We start from the raw sequence: 18,068 nt of genomic DNA, 5'->3' as shown, positions 1-18,068 counted from the left end.
CCCTTTAGTAAGTCCGGACTTTTGGTTCAAAAGTCGGAACAGTCTTCGGCGAGAAGTTAACGGCACGCTTGGCAACGCGCTTCTCACCCGGGAAGTACAGGGTGTGGCACAGCCAGTTTTCGTCGTCGCGGTCTTCGAAGTCTTCACGGGCGTGGGCGCCGCGGGACTCTTTACGCACTTCGGCAGCGATGGCAGTGGCTTCGGCCACTTCCAGCAGGTTCTGCAGTTCCAGTGCTTCGATACGTGCTGTGTTGAACGCCTGCGACTTGTCGTTGATCTTGACGTTGGCGATGCGGGTACGCAGCTCGGCCAGCTGGGCGATGCCCTTCTGCATGTATTCGCCGGTGCGGAATACGCCGAAGTAGTTCTGCATGCAGCTTTGCAGCTCGCGACGCAGGGTCGCCACGTCTTCGCCGTCGGTACGCTCGTTGAGGGCGGACAGACGTGCCAGGGCCGCATTGATGTCGGCGTCGGTGGCGTCGTCGTATTCGATACCGTCGGTCAGCGCTTTTTCCAGGTGCAGGCCGGCAGCGCGGCCGAATACCACCAGGTCGAGCAGCGAGTTGCCGCCCAGACGGTTGGCACCGTGAACCGATACGCAAGCCACTTCACCCACTGCGAACAGACCAGGGATGATTTCGTCGTTGCCTTCGGCGTTCTGGGTGATCGCCTGACCATGAATGTTGGTGGCAACGCCGCCCATCATATAGTGGCAAGTCGGAACAACCGGAACCGGAGCAACCACCGGGTCAACGTGTGCGAAAGTCTTGGACAGTTCGCAGATACCTGGCAGACGGCTGTGCAATACTTCCTCGCCCAGGTGGTCGAGCTTGAGCATCACGTGGTCGCCATTCGGACCGCAACCGTTGCCGGCGATGATTTCTTTCACCATCGAACGGGCAACAACGTCACGACCGGCAAGGTCCTTGGCGTTCGGAGCATAACGCTCCATGAAACGCTCGCCATGCTTGTTGATCAGGTAACCGCCTTCACCACGGCAACCTTCGGTAACCAGTACACCGGCGCCGGCGATGCCGGTCGGGTGGAACTGCCACATTTCGATGTCTTGTACCGGCACGCCGGCACGCAGCGCCATGCCGACACCGTCACCGGTGTTGATCAGGGCGTTGGTGGTGGATGCGTAGATACGCCCTGCACCGCCGGTCGCCAATACGGTGGCTTTCGCGCGGATGTAGGTGGTTTCGCCGGTTTCGATGCAGATCGCGATCACACCGACGAACGCGCCGTCCTGGTTCTTCACCAGGTCAACAGCGTAGTACTCGTTCAGGAAGGTGGTGCCGGCTTTCAGGTTGCCCTGATAAAGGGTGTGCAGCAGCGCGTGACCGGTACGGTCGGAAGCCGCGCAGGTACGGGCAGCCTGGCCGCCTTTACCGTAGTCCTTGGACTGGCCGCCGAAAGGACGCTGGTAGATACGACCGGTTTCGGTGCGGGAGAACGGCAGACCCATGTGGTCCAGCTCGAAAACCGCGGCCGGGCCTTCCTGACACATGTATTCGATAGCATCCTGGTCACCGATATAGTCGGAACCCTTGACGGTATCGTACATGTGCCAGCGCCAGTCATCGTTCGGGTCGGCCGACGCGATGGCGCAGGTGATGCCGCCCTGGGCCGACACAGTGTGCGAGCGGGTCGGGAACACCTTGGTGATCACTGCAGTCTTGTGGCCGCCCTGGGCCAGCTGCAATGCGGCACGCATGCCGGCACCGCCGCCACCAATGATGATGGCGTCGAAAGAAATCGTTGGAATGTTAGCCATGAATCAGATACCCCAGAGAATCTGCACACCCCAGACGAAGTAGGCGAACATTGCAACGCCGCATACTGCCTGGAAAAGGAAACGTACTGCAGTCGCCGACTTGCCCAGCGCCATCGGCGTCAGGTAGTCGGTCGAAATGGTCCACATGCCGACCCAGGCGTGAGCGCCCAGAGCAACCATGGCCAGCAGGCTGAAGATACGCATCCAGTTGTTGGAGAACAGTGCGTGCCATTGCTCGTAGCCAAGGCCCGGGTTCGCAACGAGGTATCCGATCAGGAAGATGAAATAAGCCGCGAGAACGACCGCAGACACACGTTGTGCCATCCAGTCATAGAGGCCCGAACGCGACAGGTTCGTGACGTTAGTTACCATATCCAAACTCCTGCCAGAACGATTACCACCACGGATACGGCGATAACGATTTTAGAGCCCAGCTTGCCGCCTTCCAGCGTCTCACCGATGCCCATATCCATGATCAAATGGCGCACACCGGCAACCAAGTGATACAGCAAGGCGGACAGGATGCCCCAAATCACTAGCTTGGCTAGCGGACTGGTCAGACACGCTTTCACCTCGCCGAAGCCTTCCTCGGAGCTGAGCGACTTGTCCAATGCATAAAGCATGATGGCAAGGCTCACAAAGAGGATGACACCGGAAATACGGTGAAGGATGGACGTGTAAGCAGTGACTGGGAGTTTGATGGTCCTTAGGTCTAGGTTTACAGGTCGTTGGCTATTCACGGCTTTTTTCACACTGAAGAGCCCCTAACAATCAGGGCAAAGTTGTTGGGGAGTGCACTGGTCAGGTACCCACCACCCAGGGAGTGACGACCCCCATCAAACCGGGCCCGAAAGCCCATGGCGGTCGGTGGCCGAGTATAGACAGTTAGGCTACTAATGACAACGCAATCACCTTCCCCTAATAGCTCATTGCGTTAGGCGGATAAAAGGCGTAAATGGCGGGGAATTTCGAGGAAAAAGTCCGGTTAAAGCCTTCTGGGGCAAGACTTTAGGCAAATTGACATTCGGATTTATCTCACTATAGTGGTGCGGGCCCTGCGTGGGGGGTCTGTCTGATGATTTCAAGCATAAATAGGAGGCCACATGGCTGACAAAAAAGCGCAGTTGATCATCGAGGGCGCAGCCCCCGTCGAGCTGCCCATTTTAACCGGCACCGTTGGTCCCGATGTAATCGATGTTCGGGGCTTGACGGCCACGGGCCGCTTCACCTTTGACCCGGGTTTCATGTCGACCGCCTCCTGCGAGTCGAAAATCACCTATATCGACGGCGACAACGGCATTCTGTTGCACCGCGGCTACCCGATCGAACAGCTGGCTGAAAAGTCGGACTACCTGGAAACCTGCTACCTGCTGCTCAACGGCGAATTGCCGACCGCAGAACAGAAGGCCCAGTTCGTCGGCAACGTGAAGAACCACACCATGGTTCACGAGCAGTTGAAGACCTTCTTCAACGGCTTCCGTCGCGACGCCCACCCGATGGCGGTCATGTGCGGCGTAGTCGGCGCCCTCTCGGCCTTCTACCACGACTCCCTGGACATCAATAACCCGCAGCATCGCGAAATTTCCGCGATCCGCCTGGTTGCCAAGATGCCGACCCTGGCCGCGATGGTTTACAAGTACTCCATGGGCCAACCCATGATGTACCCGCGCAACGACCTGTCATACGCGGAAAACTTCCTGCACATGATGTTCAACACCCCGTGCGAGATCAAACCGATCAGCCCGGTGCTGGCCAAGGCAATGGACCGGATCTTCATCCTCCATGCCGACCACGAGCAGAACGCATCGACCTCCACCGTACGCCTGGCGGGCTCCTCGGGCGCCAACCCGTTCGCCTGTATCGCTGCCGGTATCGCTGCACTCTGGGGCCCGGCTCACGGCGGCGCCAACGAAGCCGTACTGACCATGCTCGACGAAATTGGCGATGTATCGAACATCGACAAGTTCATCGCCAAGGCCAAGGACAAGAACGATCCGTTCAAGCTGATGGGCTTCGGTCACCGCGTCTACAAGAACCGCGACCCGCGCGCCACCGTCATGAAGCAGACCTGCGACGAAGTGTTGAAGGAACTGGGCATCACCAACGATCCGCAACTCGAACTGGCCATGCGCCTGGAAGAGATCGCCCTGACCGACCCGTACTTCATCGAGCGCTCGCTGTACCCGAACGTCGACTTCTACTCGGGGATCATCCTCAAGGCCATCGGCATTCCGACCAGCATGTTCACCGTGATCTTCGCCCTGGCGCGTACCGTCGGCTGGATCTCGCACTGGAAAGAAATGCTCTCCAGCCCTTACAAGATCGGCCGTCCTCGCCAGCTGTACACCGGCTACGAGTCGCGCGACATCACCAAGCTGGAAGACCGCAAGTAAGACCTGTTGCCTTGCGCTAACGTCTTGACTGCAGCGGATACGGCCTCTTTATAGAGGCCGTATTTGTTTGTGCCCCCCTCCCCCGCCATTTCCCTGTAGCTGCCTGCATTCGGCCGCACAGCGGATGTGGAATGCCAACTCCACATCACTCTCACGCTGAACGAGCTTGCGAGCGCTGCGCACTCGATCGCAGGCTGCGCCAGCGGCTACAAAGGGCGACGCCAATAAATAATGCCCCTGTCTCTCGACAGGGGCACTGGTTTGCAACTCAGCTTATATATAGAAGCCGATACACAGGGGCCTTAGTGCGATACCGCCCCGCTGGCTCCCAGGCCGGTCTGCGAGCGTACGAACTGCGGGAAGAACAGCGCCCGCTCATTGTCAGCCGCAGTGGACTTGTCGGTGATGGAGAAGAACCAGATCCCGATAAAGGCAATGATCATCGAGAACAGCGCCGGGTACTCGTAAGGGAAGATGGCTTTTTCATGCCCCATGATCTGCACCCAGATGGTCGGGCCGAGGACCATCAGGCCAACGGCGCTGACCAGGCCCAGCCAGCCACCAATCATGGCGCCGCGGGTGGTGAGCTTCTTCCAGTACATGGAAAGCAGCAGTACCGGGAAGTTGCAGCTCGCCGCGATGGAGAACGCCAAGCCGACCATGAACGCGATGTTCTGGCTCTCGAACAGGATGCCCAGGGCAATCGCCAGCACACCCAGGCACACGGTGGTGATCTTCGAGACGCGGATCTCATCCTTCTCGTTGGCCTTGCCCTTCTTGATCACGCTGGCGTACAGGTCATGGGAAACCGCCGAGGCACCGGCCAGGGTCAGGCCAGCCACCACCGCCAGGATAGTGGCGAAGGCCACCGCCGAGATGAAGCCGAGGAACACGCTGCCGCCCACGGCATTGGCCAGGTGCACCGCCGCCATGTTATTGCCGCCGAGCAGAGCGCCCGCCGCGTCCTTGAACGCCGGGTTGGTGCTGACCAGGAGGATCGCGCCAAAACCGATGATGAAGGTCAGGATGTAGAAGTAGCCGATGAAGCCGGTGGCATACAGCACGCTCTTGCGCGCTTCCTTGGCGTCGCTCACGGTGAAGAAGCGCATCAGGATGTGCGGCAGGCCCGCGGTACCGAACATCAGCGCCAGGCCCAGGGAGAACGCCGAGATCGGATCCTTCACCAGGCCGCCCGGGCTCATGATCGCTTCACCTTTGGGGTGAACCTTGGTGGCTTCGGAGAACAGCATGTTGAAGTCGAAGTTGACATGCTTCATGACCATCAACGCCATGAACGAGGCACCGGACAGCAGCAGGACCGCCTTGATGATCTGTACCCAGGTGGTCGCCAGCATGCCGCCGAACAGCACGTACAGCACCATCAGGATACCCACCAGGATCACCGCCACATGGTAATCGAGGCCGAACAGCAGCTGGATCAGCTTGCCGGCACCGACCATTTGCGCGATCAGGTAGAACGCCACCACCACCAGCGAGCCGCAGGCCGACAGCGAGCGGATCTGGGTTTGCCCGAGGCGATAGGACGCCACGTCGGCAAAGGTGTACTTGCCCAGGTTGCGCAGGCGCTCGGCGATCAGGAACAGAATGATCGGCCAGCCCACCAGGAAGCCGATCGAATAGATCAGGCCATCGTAGCCGGAGGTGAACACCAGGGCGGAAATCCCCAGGAAGGACGCCGCCGACATGTAGTCACCGGCAATCGCCAGGCCGTTCTGGAAACCGGTGATCTTGCCCCCCGCGGCATAGTAGTCGGCCGCCGACTTGTTGCGCTTGGAGGCCCAGTAGGTAATGCACAGGGTGGCTCCGACGAACAGCACGAACATGATGATCGCAGAGACATTGAGGGGTTGTTTATGCACTTCGCCGGTCAGGGCGTCGGCCGCCCAGAGACTGGGAGCAAAGGCCGCGACGCTAAAAAAAGCCAATAGACGCCGGATCATTGCTGAGCCTCCTTGAGAATCGCATTGTTCAGGTCGTCGAATTCGCCATTGGCGCGCCGCACGTAGATACCGGTCAGGACAAAGGCCGCGACAATCAACCCGACACCAATGGGAATGCCCCAGGTGATGGATGATCCAGGACTGAGTTTTGCCCCCAGCACATGGGGTCCGTAGGCAATCAGCAGGATGAAGCCCGAATAAAGCCCGAGCATGATCGCCGACAGTATCCAGGCGAATCGTTCGCGCTTGCTGACCAGCTCCTTGAAACGCGAGCTGTTTTGAATCGAGAGGTAAATGCTGTCGTTCATTGTTTTTATCCTCGCAGCACAGATTTTAGTTGGAACCGAGGGTCTGTTGGCGCTTGGTGACGACCGCGACGGCGGCCCACTGGGTGCAGGGCAAGGCAAGAGGAACGCAGTTTGGTTGTTCCAAATAAGTTCCGAGTAACGCCGCCCTGCGCCCAGTGGGCCCCGTCCCTTCGGGTTGCGTGCCAACTTGCGCGAGGCTGCGTTGCGGGATTTGCCAAGGGAACAACCATTGGCGGCATCCCGCGCCTTGCCTCGCACAAGTTGGCCCAGCAACGCGGTTCGTCACCAAGCGTCAACAGACCCTCAGCCACTCTATGCAGCTCTGGAGCCGGTTCCAGACGACCTTAGTATTAGAACGACAGTACCCCTGACACGGGCTTTTGCGCCGGGCAAAACAAAAGGCCGCCGGGTGCGAACACCCGGCGGCCTCGAGACCTGCGAGCTAGACGCTTCCCGGTCAGTTAGCGGTCCACTCGGCAACGCGCTCAGGGTGCTTGGCCACCCAGTCCTTGGCCGCCGCTTCCGGCTTGGCGCCCTCTTGAATAGCCAGCATCACCTCGCCGATTTCATCCTTGGAGGCCCACTGGAACTTCTTCAGGAAAGCCGCAACCTCCGGCGCCTTCTTCTCCAGGCCTTTGCTACCGATGCTGTTGACGGTTTCAGCGGCGCCGTAAACGCCTTTCGGATCGTCCAGGAAGCGCAGCTTCCACTTGGCGAACATCCAGTGCGGCACCCAGCCGGTGACCGCGATGGATTCGTTCTTCTCTTCGGCGCGGGTCAACTCGGCAATCATTGCCGCGCCCGAGCTGGCTTGCAGTTTGTAGTCCAGACCGTAGTCCTTGATGGCCTGGTCGGTCTTGAGCATCACGCCCGAGCCGGCATCGATACCGACGATCTTGTTCTTGAAGGTGGTGTCACCCTTCAGGTCGGCAATGCTCTTGGCCTTGACGTACTCCGGCACGATCAGGCCGATTTTCGCGTCCTTGAAGTTGGGACCGTAGTCGACCACCTTGTCCTTGTTCTTGGTCCAGTACTCGCCGTGGGTCACCGGCAGCCAGGCCGACAGCATGGCGTCCAGCTTGCCGGTGGCCACGCCCTGCCACATGATCCCGGTCGCCACGGCCTGCAACTTCACGTCATAACCGAGTTTCTGCTTGATCACCTCAGACGCTACATAGGTGGTCGCCACGCTGTCCGACCAACCGTCGACATAGCCGATGCTCAGGGTTTTGCTATCGGCGCTGGCCAGGGTTGAACTGATCGCAAGTACCAGACCGGCACCTGCGCCTAAGAGTCGTCGCATCTTCATCGTTACTTCCCCGAAAGTGCTGCGCCCGACGGATGCCGAGCCGCGTCAACCTGTTGTTATGGTGCACAGCGCCCTCATCACGCCCCACCAACTTGCTCGAACATCAGCGCGATTGCCCTATGAGAGCTCTGACGCGTCGATCATCAACCTGACGCCAAAGGCGACCTGCTCTGACTGCGACCTCAAAACATTCAGCAACGACACCAGTTCGCCAGTAATCAGGGCATGCCCAAAACAGTCGCCCAATCCCGCCCGAACTTTGCATGTCAAAATCATGCAGGCCACCTGGGCAGCGGCAAATCCGGGTAAGATGCCCCGCTTTGTTTCCTGACGGCCTGACCATGCCCTCGATTGCCCGCTTCCCGCTCCTGCCCTATCTATTCGCCTGCCTGCTGGGAGTCTTCGCGCTCTGCGGTTTCTGGTACGGCCTCGGCCAGCCGGTGGTGCTGCCGGATGTCGCCAGCGCCAGCCACAAGCTGCAATGCGCGTCCTACACGCCGTTCGACAAGGACCAGTCGCCCTTCGACCAGCCGTTCAAACTGCGCCCGGAGCGCATGGACGCCGACCTGGCGCTGCTGGCGACCCGCTTCGAGTGCATCCGCACCTACTCCATGACCGGCCTCGAAGCCCTGCCGGACCTGGCGCGCAAGCACGGCCTGAAACTGATGATCGGCGCCTGGGTAAACAGCAACCCGGTGGACAGCGAAAAAGAGGTCGACCTGCTGATCGCCTCGGCCAATGCCAACCCGGACGTGGTGAGCTCGGTGATCGTCGGCAACGAAGCCCTGTTGCGCAAGGAAGTCACCGGCCCGCAACTGGCCAGGCTGATCAACAAGGTCAAGGCCCACGTCAAGCAGCCGGTCACTTACGCGGACGTCTGGGAGTTCTGGCTCAAGCACCCGGAAATCGCGCCGGCGGTGGACTTCCTGACCATCCACCTGCTGCCCTACTGGGAAGACGATCCGTCCAACATCGATGCCGCACTGAACCATGTGGCGCAGGTGCGCCAGGTGTTCGGCAACAAGTTCGCGCCCAAGGACGTGATGATCGGCGAGACCGGCTGGCCCAGCGAAGGCCGCCAGCGTGAAACCGCCCTGCCGAGCCGGGTCAACGAGGCCAAGTTCATCCGTGGTTTTGTGGTCATGGCCGAACAGAATGGCTGGCATTACAACCTGATCGAAGCCTTCGACCAGCCGTGGAAGCGCGCCAGCGAAGGTGCGGTCGGCGGTTACTGGGGGCTGTTCGATGCCGATCGCCAGGACAAGGGCGTACTCGCCGGGCCGGTGTCGAACCTGCCTTACTGGCCATTGTGGCTGGGCGTGGGCGGGGCGATCTTCGTTGCCACGCTGATCCTCGGTGGCCGGGTCCGCGGTACTCGCGCGGCGCTTACCCTGCCACTGCTCGGCGCCCTGGCTGCCTGTTCCATCGGCGCCTGGGGCGAGCTGGCGCGGGTCACCAGCCGCTTTGCCGGGGAATGGTTCTGGGCGGGCCTGCTGCTGGCCCTGAACCTGCTGGTGCTGGCCCACGCGGCACTGAGCCTGAGCACCCGCGCCGGCTGGCGCCAACGTATGTTCAATCGCCTGGAAAAGCATGCGGGCTGGCTGCTCGCCAGCGCCGGTTTCGCCGCCGCGGTGATGATGCTGGAGCTGGTGTTCGACCCGCGTTATCGCAGCTTCCCCAGCGCCGCCCTGCTCCTGCCGGCCCTGGTCTACCTGTGCCGCCCGGTGCGGGTGCCGCGTCGCGAAATCGCCCTGCTGACCTTTATCGTCGGTGCCGGCATCGCTCCCCAGCTGTATCGCGAAGGCCTGGAAAACCAGCAGGCCTGGGGTTGGGCCCTGGTCAGCGTGCTGATGGTCGCCGCCCTGTGGCGCAGCTTGCGGGCTCGCAAAGCCTGATGCCCGCGATGGCAGCACCGCGGTGTAGCAGCAATACCGCGCCATCGTTCATCGCGAGCAAGCTTCGCTCCTACGCCACCGCGCGAGGCGCTCGCACCAGCCGCAAGGCGCCGATCACGATGGCAAACACCGCCAGACTGGTGTTGTAGAGCGCCAACGCCGGAAAGCCGAACAGCAGCGCCAGCACCGCCAGGCCCCAGCCGGAACGGCCCGGCACCACGAAGGCGATCAGGGACGCCGCCAGCGCCGCCCAGCCCATGACCTTGAAGTGGATCAGCAACCCCAGGCTGGAACGCGCCTGGCACTCCCAGCGGCTGGCCTCGTCGACACAGACGCCGACCCATCGAGCGTCCTCCATGAAGCCGTAGCGCACGCCATAACTGGCGGCCAGCCACAACGGCAGGACAACAAGCAGCAGAATCAGGGGAAGACGGCGGGACATGAAGCACTCCGATAAGCGAAAACGGCGCCCAGCATAATCGCCCGAGGCCGGTAAGCAAGCTTGTTACACAGATAACTGTTGAGCAAACAGCGGCAAAGTGTATCGTCTGGCAACTATTACCGCCGATCCGGCTTTGCGCTGCCTTGATCGTTTTTTGTGCCGTGCCATGGCACTTCGGCAGCAACCCGGTGGTCATAGCCTGCGAACTTCACCCGGCACCTTCCTCTACAGGGATTTAGTCATGCTCCGTTCCTTGCGCTTCGCTGCCCTGTTTGGCGGCCTTATTTCGAGTGCGTCCGCGCTCGCGGTCGACATCGATGCCGCCAGCTATGGCTACCCCTTGACCAATCCGTTCGAGGCGACCATTGCCACCACTCCGCCGGACCTGCGTCCGAAGCTGCCGAGTGACGACGACATCAATCAGGCGGACCGCAGCCTGACCTTGCGCCCCGAGCGCGAGTTCATCCTGCCGGACAACTTCTGGGCCGTGAAGAAGCTCACCTACCGCATCGCCGAGCAGGATCATGCCGCGCCGCTGATCTTCCTCATCGCCGGCACCGGCGCGCGCTATGACAGCAGCCTCAACGAGTACCTGAAGAAGCTCTATTACCAGGCCGGCTACCATGTGGTGCAGCTGTCCTCGCCCACCAGCTTCGACTTCATCAGCGCCGCCTCGCGGTTCGCCACCCCCGGCGTGACCAAGGAAGACGCCGAAGACCTCTACCGTGTGATGCAGGCAGTGCGCGCGCAGAACCCGAAACTGCCGGTCACCGACTTCTACCTCACCGGCTACAGCCTCGGCGCCCTGGATGCGGCCTTCGTCAGCAAGCTGGACGAAACCCGACGCAGCTTCAACTTCAAGAAAGTCCTGCTGCTCAACCCGCCGGTCAACCTCTATACCTCCATCACCAACCTCGACAAGCTGGTGCAGACCGAGGTCAAGGGCATCAATAACACCACCACCTTCTACGAGCTGGTACTGAACAAGCTGACCCGCTACTTCCAGCAGAAGGGCTACATCGACCTCAACGATGCCCTGCTCTACGACTTCCAGCAGTCCAAGCAGCACCTGAGCAACGAGCAGATGGCGATGCTGATCGGCACCTCGTTCCGCTTCTCCGCCGCCGATATCGCGTTCACCTCGGACCTGATCAACCGCCGCGGCCTGATCACCCCGCCCAAGTACCCGATCAGCGAAGGCACCAACCTCACGCCGTTCCTCAAGCGCGCCCTGCAATGCGACTTCGACTGCTACCTCACCGAGCAGGTGATTCCGATGTGGCGCGCCCGCACCGACGGCGGCAGCGTGCTGCAACTGATCGACCAGGTGAGCCTGTACGCACTCAAGGATTACCTGCAGGACAGCCCGAAAATCGCCGTGATGCACAACGCCGACGACGTGATCCTCGGCCCGGGCGACCTGGGGTTCCTGCGCAAGACCTTTGGCGACCGGCTGACGGTCTACCCCCATGGCGGCCATTGCGGCAACCTCAACTACCGCGTCAACAGCGACGCCATGCTGGAGTTCTTCCGTGGCTAAACATTTCCTGCTCATCGCTGCGTTGTTCTGCGCAGGCTATGCCAATGCCGACAACAGCAAGGCCGCGACACCCGTGGTCGCAGACGGGGACGGCTTCACCCAGCCGCTCAAGCGACTCAAGTTCAACCCGGGCCTGGACCAGCGCGAGTTCGAGCGCTCGACCCTCAACGCGCTGAACGTCTACGACCCGCTGGAGTCGTGGAACCGTCGGGTGTACCACTTCAACTACCGCTTCGATCAGTGGGTGTTCCTGCCGGTGGTCGACGGTTACCGCTACATCACCCCGAGCTTCCTGCGCACCGGTGTGAGCAACTTCTTCAACAACCTGGGCGACGTGCCGAACCTGGTCAACAGCCTGCTGCAGTTCAAGGGCCAGCGCTCGCTGAACACCACCGCCCGCCTGCTGGTCAACACCACCCTCGGTATCGGCGGTCTCTGGGACCCGGCCACCCGCATGGGCCTGCCACGCCAGAGCGAAGACTTCGGCCAGACCCTGGGCTTCTACGGCGTGCCGGGCGGCGCCTATTTCGTCCTGCCGATCCTCGGGCCCTCGAACCTTCGCGACACCGCCGGATTGGCCGTGGATTACACCACCGAGTCGGCGATCAACTTCCTCAACGTGTCCGAGGTCAGTTCGAATCACCCGGAACTCTGGGTCCTGCGCGCTATCGACAAGCGTTATCAGACCAGCTTCCGCTATGGCCAGCTGGACTCGCCGTTCGAATACGAGAAAGTCCGCTACGTCTACACCGAATCGCGCAAGCTGCAAATCGCCGAGTGATCCCTCCAGGGCCCTGCCATCCGCGCAGGGCCCTTTTCTTCGCCCTTCCCTCACCACCTGTACCTTCTCCGGCCCCGGAAAAATCCTCATTGGAATTTTCCAGGCAAGTAGATACGATGCTAATCATTAGCTAGCTATCTATGTGCCTTGCAAATGAAAAGCCTCGCCCTGCGAATCCCCGATTTCTGGCTGGCCGTCCTGGCTCCCAGCCGCAACGACCTGCTGTTCGCCATCAGGAACATGATCGCCGGGGTCATTGCCTTGTACCTGGCCTTTCGCTTCAACCTCGAGCAGCCGCAATGGGCCCTGACCACGGTATTCATCGTCAGCCAGCCCAGCAGCGGCATGGTCCTGGCCAAGGGCGCCTTCCGCCTGCTCGGCACCTTCAGCGGGGCCGTGGCCTCGATCGTGCTGATCGGCCTGTTCGGCCAGGCGCCCCTGCTGTTTCTGCTGGCGATGGCGCTGTGGCTGGCCTTCTGCACCACCGGTGCCTCGCTGCTGCGCAATCACGCCTCCTACGGCTTCGTACTGGCCGGCTACACCGCAGCGATCGTCGCCCTGCCCGCCACCGCACATCCGCTGCTGGTGTTCGACCAGGCCGTGGCCCGCTGTTCGGAAATCAGCCTGGGGATCATCTGCGCGGCGATCGCCAGCACCGTGCTCTGGCCACGCCGGGTCGAACAGGCGTTGGCCACCCAGGGCAAGCTCGCGTGGCAAGCCGGCATGCGCGCCGCGGCCTCCGAACTGATCGGCCAGGACCAGCGCAAGGGGCTGCTGGAAGCCCTCGGCAAGCTGGTGGCGGTCGATGCCCAGCGCGATCACGCCTGGTTCGAAGGCCCCCAGGGACGGCGACGTTCACAGGCCCTGCGGGTGCTCAGTCGCGACTTGCTGAGCCTGCTGCGTGCGGCCCGTGGCGTGGCCCGCCAGCGGCTGATGCTCGACAGCGCGGCGAATGCCAGCGTGGCTCCCCTGATCGAACAGCTGGCCACGGCCCTGGAACACAGCCACGAGCAAGACATCGCCCAACTGTCCTCACGCCTTCAAGAGGCGCTGCAGGACCGCAGCTTGCCTCAGGACGCGCATCTGTGCCTGATGCAACTGGCACAAGTGCCGGTGCTGCTCGAACGCAGCGCGCAAACCCTGCAAGCCGTCGAGCAAGCCCGAGTGCCCCTTGGCGCGCCTGGCGCCCTGTCCTGGCACCGCGATATCGAGCAAGGCATCCTTGGCGGCCTGCGCAGCGCCCTGGCGTTTCTCGCCGTGGCCGGCTTCTGGGTACTCTCGGCCTGGCCCTCAGGCCTGGGCGCGGTATCGATCTGCGGGGTGGTGCTGAGCCTGTTCGCCGGCCGGGAAAACCCTTCTGCCTCCAGCCTCAACTTTCTCAAGGGCATCGCCCTGTCGGTGCCGGTCGCCGGCTTCGTCGGCCTGGGATTGCTGCCTGGCTGGGACGGTTTCCCGCTGCTGTGCATGGGCCTGGGGGTGCCGCTGTTTTGCGCCTCGCTGTGCATGAGCAAGCCGCGGATGGCGCCGATCGCCTCGGCGTTCTGCATCTTTTTCATCAACAACGTCGGCCCCGGCAACCTGATGACCTACGACCTGGCCAACTTCCTCAACAAGGCCATGGCCACCCTGGTTGGCGTCGGCATCGCGGTCCTGGTGTTCCGCCTGGTCAGCCTCAACCCCGGCGAACATCACTATCGGCGGATGTTCCGCGCCTCGCTGTTCGACCTGGCGCAACTCACCTCGCGCCCGCTGGAGCAAGCCGAGAGCTGGTTCGGCGGGCGCATGGCTGACCGCCTGATCCGCCTGGCGCGCTATTCCGAAAGCCTACCCCAGGAACGCCGCCAGCACTGGGACAACGGCCTGCTCGGGCTCGACCTGGGCGACGAACTGCTGCAACTGCGCGCCAGCCTGGGCGCGGCGACCGGCGCCCTGGCCGTGGAACGCGGGCACTACCTGCAAAGCATCGCCACGCTGCTCAAGTCAGGCGGACCGACGCCACGCCGCAGCGATCGACTGGACGCCCCGACCGTCGCCCTGCTCAAGGCCCTGGAACAGGCGCCGCAACTGCCGGAACAGGATCTGGAAATGGCCAGGGCGGCGCTGCTGCAACTGCAATTCACCTGGCACAAATGGTGCCGCCTGACTCGCCACGAACCCGGCGTGGCGGCGGTTGCCCAGGGGTAATGAGCGGGCAAAAAAAACCGCCACGCGCCGGTGGCGGCGGGTGGCGGCATAACGCCCTGCGAGAGCCCCTCAGGCTTGCAGCAACGGGAACAGCGAAATCACCAGCAGCAACGCCATGCCGTAGTTGAACAGGCGCAGCCAGCGCGGATCGCGCAGGACGTTGCGCAGCACGCTGCCGAACCCGGCCCAGACCCCGACGCTCGGAGCGTTGATCAAGGCAAACAGGCTGGCAATCACCACCACGTTGAAAAAGTAACCCTGCAACGGCGTGTAGGTGCTGATGGCCCCCAGCGCCATGACCCAGGCCTTGGGGTTGACCCACTGGAACGCCGCGGCGCCCCAGAACCCCAGCGGCCGGCCCTTGCCGTCGACTTCCTGGGACACCGGCCCGGAACGGGCGATGTTCCAGGCCAGATACAGCAGATAGGCCGCACCGACGTAGCGCAGCACCTTGTACAGCACCGGGTAGGCCTCGAACACCGCGCCCAGGCCCAGGCCCACGGCCAGCACCAGCACCAGGAACCCCGAACTGATCCCGAGGATATGCGGCACCGTGCGGCGGAATCCGAAATTCACGCCCGAAGCCAGCAGCATGGCGTTATTCGGTCCGGGGGTTACCGAGGTGACAAAGGCAAACAAGGCGAAAGCCAACAACAAGTCGATCGACAACGGCATACAGTCATCCTGAGAAGTACATGCTCCGAACAGAGCCCTGAGTCATTGTTTTCGCCCCGGCGATCGCCACGGGCGAGGCTTATCCACGCTTACAGCAAGGACCCGATGAAGCCCGCGGCGACCATCGCGTAGAACGCGCCGCAGACCAGGCCGAAAGCCTTGCGCGTGCGGACGAAAAACGGCTCCGCCGAACGCGCGGAAAAGGCCAGGGCATAGGCGCAGAAAATCACGAAACCGGCGACCGCACAGCTGCCCACCAGCACGAAGCTGGCCCAGGACGGCGCCGTGGCGCTGAGGCCGACGGTGGTCACGGTGAACCAGGTCAGGGCCGCCTTGGGGTTGGTCAGGTGGATGCCCAGCCCTTGCAGGTAGAACCCCAGCGTGCGGCTCTGTTTGGCCCGGGCGCGGTTGAGGTTGACCGCGCTCGAGCTCAGGGCACCGCGGATGGATTTGTAGGCCAGCCACAACAGATAGCAGGCGCCGAGGATCTTCAGCCAGACCAGCACCTGGGTGTTGGACATCAGCAAGGCCGAGACGCCCGCAGCCGTCATCGCGCCCCAGCACAACGAACCGGAAATGACCCCGGCCGCCAGCGCCAACCCCGGGGTACGCCCGTAGCTGAGCGAGGTGTTGGCAATCGCCAGGTTACCCGGGCCAGGGCTGGCGGTTCCGATGACATAAACGGCCATAGCAGCACCAAAGCTCGATAAATCAAACATTTGACGGTCTCTCGTAGAAGTCGCGGGAGCAGGGTTTACCAACCGGGGATGCCGCCCCGCTCGGGCCGGCATCCATCCTCGCTACTTGAAGCAGCGATGATCGGGTTCTTCGGCCCGGATCTTTTCCATCCAGGGCTTGAGTTCGGATTGCTTGTACAGCCGCTCGCCCCAGCGCTCGGGCGAAACCGGCAGCGGACGGCCTTGCAGGATGTAGTCGGTCAACAGATGGATGAACTGCTGCAGGCAATAGGCGCCGACATGCAGGCGCAGCGAAGACGCGGTTTCCGCCGGGGCGATATTGAAACGCGCAACATGGATGATGTCGCCGCTGTCCACCGAGGGCGCCAGGTGATGGCAGGTCGAGCCGTAGGTTTCATCCTGGTAGTAGATCGCGTAGTGCTGGCTGCCCAGGCCGCGGTACTTGGGCGGCGCCGGGTGCAGGTTGATTGCGCCCTTGCGGGCCCGCTGATAGATGCTCGGCGGGAAGATGAAGTCGCCACGATAGGAAATGATCCAGTCGCCTTCCCAGTCTTCCAGGTGATACGGATAGGGGTCGCCCGGGTCCCAACAGAACACTTCCAGGTTGGAAAAAACCGTCTTGGCGAATTCAACGCCGTGATCGCACCAGTCCATGGTGCACACCGACAATAGAACTTTGTCCTTGCATGGTTCGATGGTCTGCATAGTCTTTTCCACTATTGGCTGTTGGTACATTTCGAAAACACCCCCGGTCCGCCCTCCCGCTAACCCTGCTGGCAGGCCTCGACCACCGCCGTGAAGCGCTCGACCATTTCGGCGATTTCCGCTTCGCTGGAGATGAACGGCGGCGCGAACAGCACGTGGTTACCGTGAACACCGTCGGCGGTTCCGCTGCCCGGATAAATCAGCAGCCCTTGTTCCAGCGCCTGCGCCTTGAGGCTCGCGGCGTAACGGCCGCCACCGTGATAGGGCTCGCGGGTGTCGCGGTCCTGAACGAACTCGACGCCGACGAACAGCCCACGCCCGCGCACATCGCCGACATGCTCGAAGCGCGCCAGGCACTCGCGCAGGCCGTGGCGCAGTTGCTCGCCGCGCAGGCGCACGGCCTGCAGCAGGTTCTCGTCCTCGATGACTCGCTGCACCTCCAGCGCAACGGCGCAGGCCAGCGGGTGGTTGACGTGGGTCTGGCCGTTGCCCAGTACCCCGGAGTTGCCCGCCATGGCCTCATGCACCTGGCTGCTGACCAGCAACGCCGAGATCGGCTGGTAACCGGCCGCCAGGCCTTTGCCGACCGCGACCATGTCCGGCACGATGCCGTCGTCCTCGTAGGCGAAGAACCTGCCGGTACGGCCCATGCCGGCCATCACCTCGTCGAGGATCAGCAGCACGTCGTGGCGCTCGCACACCGCCTTGATCTTGCGGAAGTACCCCGGCACCGGCGGCACCGCGCCATTGGTGGAGCCGACCACGGTCTCGGCGAAAAACGCCGCGACCCTGTCGCTGCCCAGCGCCCGGATTTTTTCGTCCAGTTCCAGCGCCAGGCGCGTCCCGTACTGCTCGTCGCTTTCATCGGTCCCCTGATGGCGATAGGCATAACAGGGCGAGACGAATTCGGCGGCTCCCAGCAACGGCTCGAAGACCCCGCGACGCTGCAGGTTGCCGGATATCGACAAGGTCCCCAGGGTGCTGCCGTGGTAGCTCTGCTGCCGCGAGATAAAGATCGATTTGCCCGGCAGCCCGCGCTCGCACTGATACTGGTAGGCAATTTTCATCGCCAGCTCCATGACCTCGGAGCCGCCGGAGAGAAACTGCGCCTTGGCCAACCCGCCGGAGGACCCCACCAGCAGGTCCGCCAACTCCTCGGCGGCGGCTGTGGTGAAGCTGCCGGCGTGGGCCCAACTGAGTTTTTTCGCCTGCTGCTCGATGGCCGCGGCGATCCGTGGGTGTCCATGTCCCAGGCTGGAAACGGCCACCCCGCCGCACGTGTCGAGGTAGCGTTTGCCCGAGGCATCCTCAAGCCAGACCCCAGCACCATTGACGGCGAGAATCGGTGAGGCATTCAAGTTCTTGTAGATGACCGTTGACATGGATCCGAGCCCTTGCAG

At 62.3% G+C, this 18,068-nt stretch carries 16 protein-coding genes; 5 read left to right on the top strand and 11 right to left on the bottom strand.

The features are described 5' to 3' along the window. Positions 1-4: 4 nt before the first annotated feature. Genes sdhA through sdhC form a run of 3 tightly spaced genes read right to left on the bottom strand, consistent with a single transcriptional unit; the run spans position 5 to position 2,529 of the window. On the bottom strand, positions 5-1,777 hold the full coding sequence (sdhA, locus tag AC3RCP_RS09675; RefSeq protein WP_007931499.1) for a succinate dehydrogenase flavoprotein subunit: 1,773 nt from the start codon (positions 1,775-1,777) through the stop codon (positions 5-7). A gap of 3 nt (positions 1,778-1,780) precedes the next feature. Beyond that, positions 1,781-2,149 carry a succinate dehydrogenase, hydrophobic membrane anchor protein gene (sdhD, locus tag AC3RCP_RS09670; protein WP_007931497.1) on the bottom strand — a complete coding sequence of 123 codons (369 nt, stop codon included), beginning with the start codon at positions 2,147-2,149 and terminating at the stop codon, positions 1,781-1,783. Next, positions 2,143-2,529 (bottom strand): succinate dehydrogenase, cytochrome b556 subunit, encoded by a 387-nt coding sequence (gene sdhC / locus AC3RCP_RS09665; protein WP_169915034.1) that lies wholly within the window; start codon positions 2,527-2,529, stop codon positions 2,143-2,145. Before sdhC ends, sdhD begins: the two co-directional genes overlap by 7 nt. A 351-nt stretch (positions 2,530-2,880) precedes the next feature. Between sdhC and gltA the strand changes: the two genes are divergently transcribed. Continuing rightward, the gene (gltA, locus tag AC3RCP_RS09660; RefSeq protein ID WP_007931493.1) at positions 2,881-4,170 is read left to right on the top strand and encodes a citrate synthase; all 1,290 of its coding nucleotides are present in this window, start codon (positions 2,881-2,883) and stop codon (positions 4,168-4,170) included. Between the two features lie 302 nt (positions 4,171-4,472). On the opposite strand, the gene AC3RCP_RS09655 is transcribed toward gltA, so the two are convergent. From AC3RCP_RS09655 to AC3RCP_RS09645, 3 genes are all read right to left on the bottom strand, one after another. Next, the gene (locus AC3RCP_RS09655; protein WP_007931491.1) at positions 4,473-6,131 is read right to left on the bottom strand and encodes a cation acetate symporter; all 1,659 of its coding nucleotides are present in this window, start codon (positions 6,129-6,131) and stop codon (positions 4,473-4,475) included. Beyond that, the gene (locus tag AC3RCP_RS09650) at positions 6,128-6,439 is read right to left on the bottom strand and encodes a DUF485 domain-containing protein (protein WP_492569731.1); all 312 of its coding nucleotides are present in this window, start codon (positions 6,437-6,439) and stop codon (positions 6,128-6,130) included. The genes AC3RCP_RS09655 and AC3RCP_RS09650 overlap by 4 nt, the downstream gene beginning before the upstream one ends. Positions 6,440-6,896: 457 nt before the next feature. Continuing rightward, positions 6,897-7,748, bottom strand: coding sequence for a glycine betaine ABC transporter substrate-binding protein (locus AC3RCP_RS09645; RefSeq protein ID WP_007931479.1), 852 nt, complete (start codon positions 7,746-7,748; stop codon positions 6,897-6,899). 341 nt (positions 7,749-8,089) lie between these two features. Between AC3RCP_RS09645 and AC3RCP_RS09640 the strand changes: the two genes are divergently transcribed. Then, positions 8,090-9,643, top strand: a complete 1,554-nt coding sequence (locus AC3RCP_RS09640; protein ID WP_492569729.1) for a glycoside hydrolase family 17 protein — start codon at positions 8,090-8,092, stop codon at positions 9,641-9,643. Positions 9,644-9,713: 70 nt separating this feature from the next. On the opposite strand, the gene AC3RCP_RS09635 is transcribed toward AC3RCP_RS09640, so the two are convergent. Further along, the gene (locus tag AC3RCP_RS09635) at positions 9,714-10,085 is read right to left on the bottom strand and encodes a hypothetical protein (protein ID WP_009042785.1); all 372 of its coding nucleotides are present in this window, start codon (positions 10,083-10,085) and stop codon (positions 9,714-9,716) included. A gap of 241 nt (positions 10,086-10,326) precedes the next feature. Here AC3RCP_RS09635 and AC3RCP_RS09630 point away from each other — a divergent pair, with 241 nt between their 5' ends. The 3 genes from AC3RCP_RS09630 to AC3RCP_RS09620 all read left to right on the top strand — a co-directional run bounded on the left by AC3RCP_RS09630 (position 10,327) and on the right by AC3RCP_RS09620 (position 14,590). After that, on the top strand, positions 10,327-11,625 hold the full coding sequence (locus AC3RCP_RS09630) for a hypothetical protein (protein ID WP_007931472.1): 1,299 nt from the start codon (positions 10,327-10,329) through the stop codon (positions 11,623-11,625). Beyond that, positions 11,618-12,406 (top strand): MlaA family lipoprotein, encoded by a 789-nt coding sequence (locus AC3RCP_RS09625; RefSeq protein WP_101337192.1) that lies wholly within the window; start codon positions 11,618-11,620, stop codon positions 12,404-12,406. The genes AC3RCP_RS09630 and AC3RCP_RS09625 overlap by 8 nt, the downstream gene beginning before the upstream one ends. Positions 12,407-12,559: 153 nt before the next feature. After that, complete coding sequence (locus AC3RCP_RS09620; RefSeq protein WP_492569726.1) at positions 12,560-14,590, top strand: FUSC family protein; 2,031 nt, start codon at positions 12,560-12,562, stop codon at positions 14,588-14,590. Between the two features lie 69 nt (positions 14,591-14,659). Here AC3RCP_RS09620 and AC3RCP_RS09615 read toward each other — a convergent pair whose 3' ends face one another. The 4 genes from AC3RCP_RS09615 to AC3RCP_RS09600 all read right to left on the bottom strand — a co-directional run bounded on the left by AC3RCP_RS09615 (position 14,660) and on the right by AC3RCP_RS09600 (position 18,050). Continuing rightward, positions 14,660-15,265, bottom strand: a complete 606-nt coding sequence (locus tag AC3RCP_RS09615) for a LysE family translocator (protein ID WP_007931467.1) — start codon at positions 15,263-15,265, stop codon at positions 14,660-14,662. Positions 15,266-15,354: 89 nt separating this feature from the next. Beyond that, the gene (locus AC3RCP_RS09610) at positions 15,355-15,984 is read right to left on the bottom strand and encodes a LysE family translocator (protein WP_007931466.1); all 630 of its coding nucleotides are present in this window, start codon (positions 15,982-15,984) and stop codon (positions 15,355-15,357) included. 81 nt (positions 15,985-16,065) lie between these two features. Continuing rightward, complete coding sequence (locus AC3RCP_RS09605) at positions 16,066-16,668, bottom strand: formyltransferase family protein (RefSeq protein ID WP_007931465.1); 603 nt, start codon at positions 16,666-16,668, stop codon at positions 16,066-16,068. 59 nt (positions 16,669-16,727) lie between these two features. Further along, on the bottom strand, positions 16,728-18,050 hold the full coding sequence (locus AC3RCP_RS09600) for an aspartate aminotransferase family protein (RefSeq protein WP_492569724.1): 1,323 nt from the start codon (positions 18,048-18,050) through the stop codon (positions 16,728-16,730). Positions 18,051-18,068 lie beyond the last annotated feature (18 nt).

The organism is Pseudomonas sp. GW822-FHT05A08, from assembly GCF_058800485.1.
Note: the sequence above shows the minus strand (reverse complement) of the source record. Positions and strands in the feature narration are given on the sequence as shown.

Excerpts from the sequence above, each read along its gene's own strand:
- AC3RCP_RS09615 (WP_007931467.1), bottom strand. The coding sequence starts at position 15,265 with ATGCCGTTGTCGATCGACTTGTTGTTGGCTTTCGCCTTGTTTGCCTTT.
- gltA (WP_007931493.1), top strand. The coding sequence starts at position 2,881 with ATGGCTGACAAAAAAGCGCAGTTGATCATCGAGGGCGCAGCCCCCGTC.
- AC3RCP_RS09610 (WP_007931466.1), bottom strand. The coding sequence starts at position 15,984 with ATGTTTGATTTATCGAGCTTTGGTGCTGCTATGGCCGTTTATGTCATC.
- AC3RCP_RS09620 (WP_492569726.1), top strand. The coding sequence starts at position 12,560 with ATGAAAAGCCTCGCCCTGCGAATCCCCGATTTCTGGCTGGCCGTCCTG.
- AC3RCP_RS09655 (WP_007931491.1), bottom strand. The coding sequence starts at position 6,131 with ATGATCCGGCGTCTATTGGCTTTTTTTAGCGTCGCGGCCTTTGCTCCC.
- sdhA (WP_007931499.1), bottom strand. The coding sequence starts at position 1,777 with ATGGCTAACATTCCAACGATTTCTTTCGACGCCATCATCATTGGTGGC.
- sdhD (WP_007931497.1), bottom strand. The coding sequence starts at position 2,149 with ATGGTAACTAACGTCACGAACCTGTCGCGTTCGGGCCTCTATGACTGG.
- AC3RCP_RS09630 (WP_007931472.1), top strand. The coding sequence starts at position 10,327 with ATGCTCCGTTCCTTGCGCTTCGCTGCCCTGTTTGGCGGCCTTATTTCG.
- AC3RCP_RS09650 (WP_492569731.1), bottom strand. The coding sequence starts at position 6,439 with ATGAACGACAGCATTTACCTCTCGATTCAAAACAGCTCGCGTTTCAAG.
- AC3RCP_RS09640 (WP_492569729.1), top strand. The coding sequence starts at position 8,090 with ATGCCCTCGATTGCCCGCTTCCCGCTCCTGCCCTATCTATTCGCCTGC.
- AC3RCP_RS09600 (WP_492569724.1), bottom strand. The coding sequence starts at position 18,050 with ATGTCAACGGTCATCTACAAGAACTTGAATGCCTCACCGATTCTCGCC.
- AC3RCP_RS09645 (WP_007931479.1), bottom strand. The coding sequence starts at position 7,748 with ATGAAGATGCGACGACTCTTAGGCGCAGGTGCCGGTCTGGTACTTGCG.
- AC3RCP_RS09605 (WP_007931465.1), bottom strand. The coding sequence starts at position 16,668 with ATGCAGACCATCGAACCATGCAAGGACAAAGTTCTATTGTCGGTGTGC.
- AC3RCP_RS09635 (WP_009042785.1), bottom strand. The coding sequence starts at position 10,085 with ATGTCCCGCCGTCTTCCCCTGATTCTGCTGCTTGTTGTCCTGCCGTTG.